The organism is Silvimonas sp. (assembly GCF_031291215.1).
Classification (GTDB): Bacteria; Pseudomonadota; Gammaproteobacteria; order Burkholderiales; family Chitinibacteraceae; genus Silvimonas; species Silvimonas soli.
Genome location: NZ_JARLJK010000146.1, coordinates 1 through 5313 on the forward strand (window position 1 = coordinate 1; position 5313 = coordinate 5313).

General features: G+C 57.2%; 3 protein-coding genes and 1 CRISPR repeat array. All 3 genes read right to left on the reverse strand.

Annotation, left to right across the window (positions count from 1 at the left end; translation table 11 throughout):
- Positions 1 to 38 precede the first annotated feature (38 nt).
- A CRISPR array of direct repeats spans positions 39 to 471; the repeat unit is 36 nt; unit sequence GTTGCAGCTGGACCGCGATTTCTGAAATGCTATGAC.
- Positions 472 to 543: 72 nt separating this feature from the next.
- From cas2 to cas9, 3 genes are read right to left on the reverse strand one after another with little or no spacing between them, the layout of a single operon-like run.
- On the reverse strand, positions 544 to 873 hold the full coding sequence (gene cas2 / locus P4L78_RS21580; protein WP_309330658.1) for a CRISPR-associated endonuclease Cas2: 330 nt from the start codon (positions 871 to 873) through the stop codon (positions 544 to 546).
- A complete protein-coding gene (gene cas1 / locus P4L78_RS21585) occupies positions 870 to 1802 on the reverse strand; it encodes a type II CRISPR-associated endonuclease Cas1 (RefSeq protein WP_309330660.1) in 933 nt (310 codons plus the stop codon). Before cas1 ends, cas2 begins: the two co-directional genes overlap by 4 nt.
- A gap of 48 nt (positions 1803 to 1850) precedes the next feature.
- Positions 1851 to 5072, reverse strand: coding sequence for a type II CRISPR RNA-guided endonuclease Cas9 (gene cas9, locus P4L78_RS21590; RefSeq protein WP_309330662.1), 3222 nt, complete (start codon positions 5070 to 5072; stop codon positions 1851 to 1853).
- Between the last annotated feature and the right edge of the window lie 241 nt (positions 5073 to 5313).

The window sequence follows — 5313 nt, forward strand, 5'->3', positions numbered from 1 at the left end:
GCTATGACCAGATCGGATTCGGTATAGAGCGGCACGCGGTTGCAGCTGGACCGCGATTTCTGAAATGCTATGACCCCGCCCCTTTAGGGCCGCTTGCACGTGCCGTTGCAGCTGGACCGCGATTTCTGAAATGCTATGACATGGCCGGGTCTTTAGTCCCTGCGATGATCGTTGCAGCTGGACCGCGATTTCTGAAATGCTATGACGCTTTACAACAACATGGCCGGCGACCTTGAGTTGCAGCTGGACCGCGATTTCTGAAATGCTATGACTGCCGCAATACCGCAGCGAAGCGAACGATTGTTGCAGCTGGACCGCGATTTCTGAAATGCTATGACTAGTGGGCAATTCGTCCCTCGGCAATTTCAGGTTGCAGCTGGACCGCGATTTCTGAAATGCTATGACTATAGAATACTTCCGATGAACGCCGCGCCAGTTGCAGCTGGACCGCGATTTCTGAAATGCTATGACAGATGGGGAGCTAACCAGTTGAAATAAGACTGAAAAATCCCCCATCTGTCACCGCAAAAATGCGGCGAATCGTCAGAACATGGCGAGCTGATCCGGGTTTTTTCGTTGCAGCTGACGGCGCTGGCTCGAAAAGCGGATGATATTTTCATACTGCTTGTCGGTAAAGTTGAGCACATGAATTTCCCCGCGCTCTGGCAGATGGGCCTCGATTCGCCGAAGATAAGTCTCATAGTGTTCTTTGCCATTGCAGAAACGAGCATAAATCGAAAACTGACTCATTTCGAAGCCTTCATCAAGCAGAAACTCCCGAAATTTGGTCGCTTCCCGCACGTGTTCTTTGGTATCCACTGGCAGGTCGAACATGACGAATATCCACATCAGCCGGTATCCACTCAAGTTCATGGTTCAATCGCCACCGGTTGTCCGAGCGAGGCCCAATCGAGGGCATCAGGCGGATCGAACAGGGCGAGTGCCGATTTGCGTTCTTCGAAGCTCCGGGCAAGCGATTGGGCCAGGCGCTGGCTTGCCACAGACACGGGCGAGACTGCCTCACCTAGGCGCAAATCATGGCCAATCAGGCGCGCCAGCCGCCGCTTTGCTTCCGGAGTGACGGTGTCGATGCCTTCATCAATCATTCGCCGGACCAGCCCGTCAACCAGTGGGCGAAACGGCTCGACCAGATCATCGGCCAGCGCAAAGCCGTTAAGGCGATTATGGTGATGCAGCCCGATTGCCGGGTGAAGCCCCGCCCCGATGATCGATCGTGCAACGCATGATCGCATGACGGTGTAGCCATAGTTCAGTAGAGCGTTGGCACCGTCGGCATCCTGATCGCGACGAAATTCAGCTCCCATCAGGGCGGGCCAATATTTACGAGCGGCCTGCGCTTCCAGATTGTCCGGATCACCAGAACGAACGCGCCGCGCCATCAACATAAGTGCATTGGCTTCCGCTCTGCCTTGGGCGGTCAAAAGCGAAGCTTGCATGGTAATCTTGGCGACGATGATTTTTTGCCAGAGCTGCTTGAACATCGGGCGCGGCGCATCCCATTGCGCCCGCATCCTGGCGGCCTGGGCGTGATGGCCATCAATGGGAGAAATGATGGCCACCGGGGAATGGTTGGCCGCACACAGCACCATGATTGCGCCACGTTCGGCCAGCGCGACGACAAGGCTGGTCGTCCACGTTACGCCGTGGGCATGAACGATAACCGCCTGAATGTCGTCGAGCGCGACTCGCCCTTTTTCTTCGCGATCAAGGCTGACGACCATGAATCCGCGATAAGCGGACAGGTGCAGATCATCCGTGGCAATATCGACAAGACGATCCATAGCCAGCCTTTCGGAAGCGAAGGCTGACACATCATGGCTAATGAAAGGTTAACGCGGCCCCGGATCGGAGATATGGCCAAGTTCATCGATACGAATCTGCCGGGCTTTTAGCTTCTTGAGGCCACCGGCAGTTGGCGAGGAGTACTTGAACGGATCGATATCATTTGATTTGGAGTCTCGTTCCTTGAGTGGCCCTGCCTCTTGGTGCGCGGCAATCGTAATCTGGCCCGCAGCACCAAACTTCACAACCCGCATGATTTCTCGCGCCCCACCATCACGTTCGATGGCGATGAGGTCATTTTGCCGCAGGCTAAGAACTTTCTTGGCGGCGGGATGCGGCCTTTCGGCCTCAAAGTCGCGCCGATGAGAATCGAACATCGACACAACCGATGACACCCATTTGCCGTCCGGCATTCGCCATACGTCGAAACGTGCATTCGCGTCGCCTTTATAACCCTTGTATGCGCGGCCAGTCTTGTCGGCGATCGGTATGACGTTGAGGCCTTCCCTCACTCTCACATGGCGAATTCCCTTAAAAATGGCGTTGTCCTTCGAGAACGCGACAAGCGCCTTTTCGAAATCCTTGCCTGATTTGCCCTCGGTTGCCGCCCACAGCGCACGCTGCAGGGCAGCATCCGGGATGCGAATGGGGTCCGTGATATCAGCGGGTTTGAGGCTGAGAAGTGGCACCCGGTGAACGACAATGGGCAACCCGCTGTCACTGACCTTTCCCGTAAAACCATAAGCAGTATCGTTGTGCAGCCTGGCGGCAGTTGCATCGCGGCCCTTAGGCGGCACGCGTTTGCGGCCATGATCGGCCTTGTGGCTAACAACCACGCGATTGAGGGACTCGCGCAGGTCTTCGCGGAAGGTTTCCCAGGGCTTGGGCAGATCGATAAAGAGCCGGTTTAGGTTCTGATCCTCGGCCTTCCCCGCCGCTTTCGAAATTTCGTTCAGCAGGCCGCGCGTTGTGACCCCGACAACGGCGGCATCGATCGCGTGGTGGCGGTGGTCCAGACGGTTTTTCGGCGCGCCACTGTGCGGGTTTTCGACATAGTTATGGTCAGGCAGCAGTTCGTTCAGCCCCCAGAGCCGCCGCAGCATTGCGGTCATCCGGCCGGGAATAACATAGACACCCGCAGTGTCAGGATAGAGGCTCGACAGATAGGTTCGCGCCATGCGCGACAGATATTGCGTGTCGGACAGTTGTCGGGCGATAAAGCCACCCTCTTTCTCGAAGCGTTCCATCGCATCCGGGGCGAAGCGCCATTGCTTGGATTTGTGGAGACGCGACACCTGCTCTGCGATGATCGCCCAGCGTTCGGTATGACCCCAGGCTTCCCATGGCGTCTTGTTGCCCTTTTCCCGGTTGCAACTGCGATGCGCGATGACCTTGTTCGCAGCACTATCATCGAAGGAGCGGGAATAGGGGATTATGTGTTCGATCTCGGTCTGATCGGTGAACAGCGCCAACTGGCCGATATGTCGCCCGCAGAACGGGCAGCAACGGTCCAGCGGGTTGTTTGGATTGAGATCCTCCCACAATTTGAGCAGCGCCCGGTTGGAGCCGCTGTCACGCTGATCGCTTTCCAGTAGTTTTTTTGACCGGGCCTCCGCCGCACGGGTATTCGCGCCGATCCGCTTATTGTACTCGGCCTTTTCCTTTTCACTGAGCTTCAATTCACGTGCCAGTTCGACGACAATCTCGTCGGGACGGCCATGCACCTGGATAATGGCATTGAGCAAGCGGCGAAGCTGATTCAGGCCGATATGGACAGTGGGGTTGGTGATCCGGCCCCAATAGGCTGCAAGATCGGGATTCTTCCCATTTTTCAGGTGCGCGGGGTCGAAATCTCCGGGCGGTATCTCGCGTGAAAGGATTTCGCCGTAGTAGGGCAATTCGTCCAGAATTTCCCCGGTCCGGAAATCGCTGTGCGATTTTCCGAGCGCTGCCTCCACTGCCTCGTTGTAGGTTAGCGGATGCCCGTCTTTTGACCCGGTTTTGAGTTCGGCAAGGATCAACCGGCTAGCGGTTTCGCCAAGACGACCATGACCTTCTGGCAAGCGTACGCGCCCGATAGCTTCGGCCTGTGCGGCAGTGACGCCGTGTGTAGCCATCAACCAGTCGTGCAGGCGAACCGGGTCTTCTTCTTCCGCCACCGCTTCAATGATTGACCATTGCGTTCCGGAATCAAAATGCGCCCAGCGTGTGTCGAAACACGTCTTGTCGCTGAATGAGGCAGCGATTTCGTCGCCAAGCAGGCCCTTGCGGTTCTCGCTCGCCTTGTTGAAGCTCTCGCCATCGCCCAGTTTGATGCGTTTCGCCAAGGCGGAGAAACTCGCCGTCTTGGCCGACTTGAGCTGTAGGATAATGGTGTCGCGCTGATCAAGCGTCAGCTTGCGCGATGGCGCGCCCGCCTTGGTGATTTCAAGCTGATTGACCTCTTCATACAGCCGCCGTTCCTGAAACAGCGGATGTGCCTTGGCCAGACGCTCCTCTTCGTTGAAAAAGGTGCAGCCGCCTATCTTTGGCTTTGCCAGCGGGCGCTGGAAAAAAATGATGCGCCGCAACCGGTCACGTGCGGCATCGGTTAGCAGCGCCGGATGATGCGCGGCCTGCACCGCCCAGATAGCATCGAATTCGGCCTCTAGGTGGCGGCGCTCGGGGTAAAAGTCATAGCCGTCCGCTTCAGCGCGCATCCTCACGCGCTTGGTGGGGATTGCATTCTGGTCGGTTGTGGCACTGGCGCGCTTGAACAGAAATTCACCGTAAGTACGCGCCCGCGCATCTGCCATCGCCGCGTCCAGCGCCTTCGCGCCGCCGTCGATCTTGCCGCCTTCCTTGTCATCGCCTGCCTTACGCTCGGCCTTGCGGTTGGATTTGAAGCCCCGCCGCTGGTTGAGATGAAACAGCGTGCGGCCCAGATGATGCGGGTTCAGGGGGCCATCCAATGCATCCGCACGCAAGACATAGGGATCGCATCCGGCCAGCGCCTTGGCATCCTGAGCATCGGCGGGTATCAGTCCGATGTCGATCAAGGCGTCCAGCAAGGCCGAGCGCCGTCGCACGTAACGATCACGCCGCCGCCGCATCGCCCGCGCATCACGGCGGTCAACCGCCAGCGTAGCCCCAGACTTGGGATCACGCCCATCCGAAAAGATACGAACGCCAATGTCGTGGATTCCGATTGGATTGCCACCTTCATCAAGAAGGAAGAGGCACCAGCCGATGCTGTTGGTGCCGATGTCCAAGCCCAATCGAGTCGCCATGTGTCACATCCTTCCGACTCGCATTTCCATGCGCGTGATAAAATCATACGCCCTAGGTATGGACAGATCAATGCATGGCGATTAGATTGAGTTCAGTGTGCAGCTTCGGCGAGATTCCTTCCTCGGATCGAAGCGGGCTAGCCAGATTGCCCAATTCAGCGAAGAATGTGAGTAGCACTAGCATCTGGGCTCCACAACCAGACGCGCTTCAACAGGCAGGTGTCATCTGCAATATGTCTCA

Bases quoted from the DNA above. Each gene is read 5' to 3' on its own strand.
- cas2 (WP_309330658.1), bottom strand. From the start codon at position 873: ATGAACTTGAGTGGATACCGGCTGATGTGGATATTCGTCATGTTCGAC.
- cas1 (WP_309330660.1), bottom strand. From the start codon at position 1,802: ATGGATCGTCTTGTCGATATTGCCACGGATGATCTGCACCTGTCCGCT.
- cas9 (WP_309330662.1), bottom strand. From the start codon at position 5,072: ATGGCGACTCGATTGGGCTTGGACATCGGCACCAACAGCATCGGCTGG.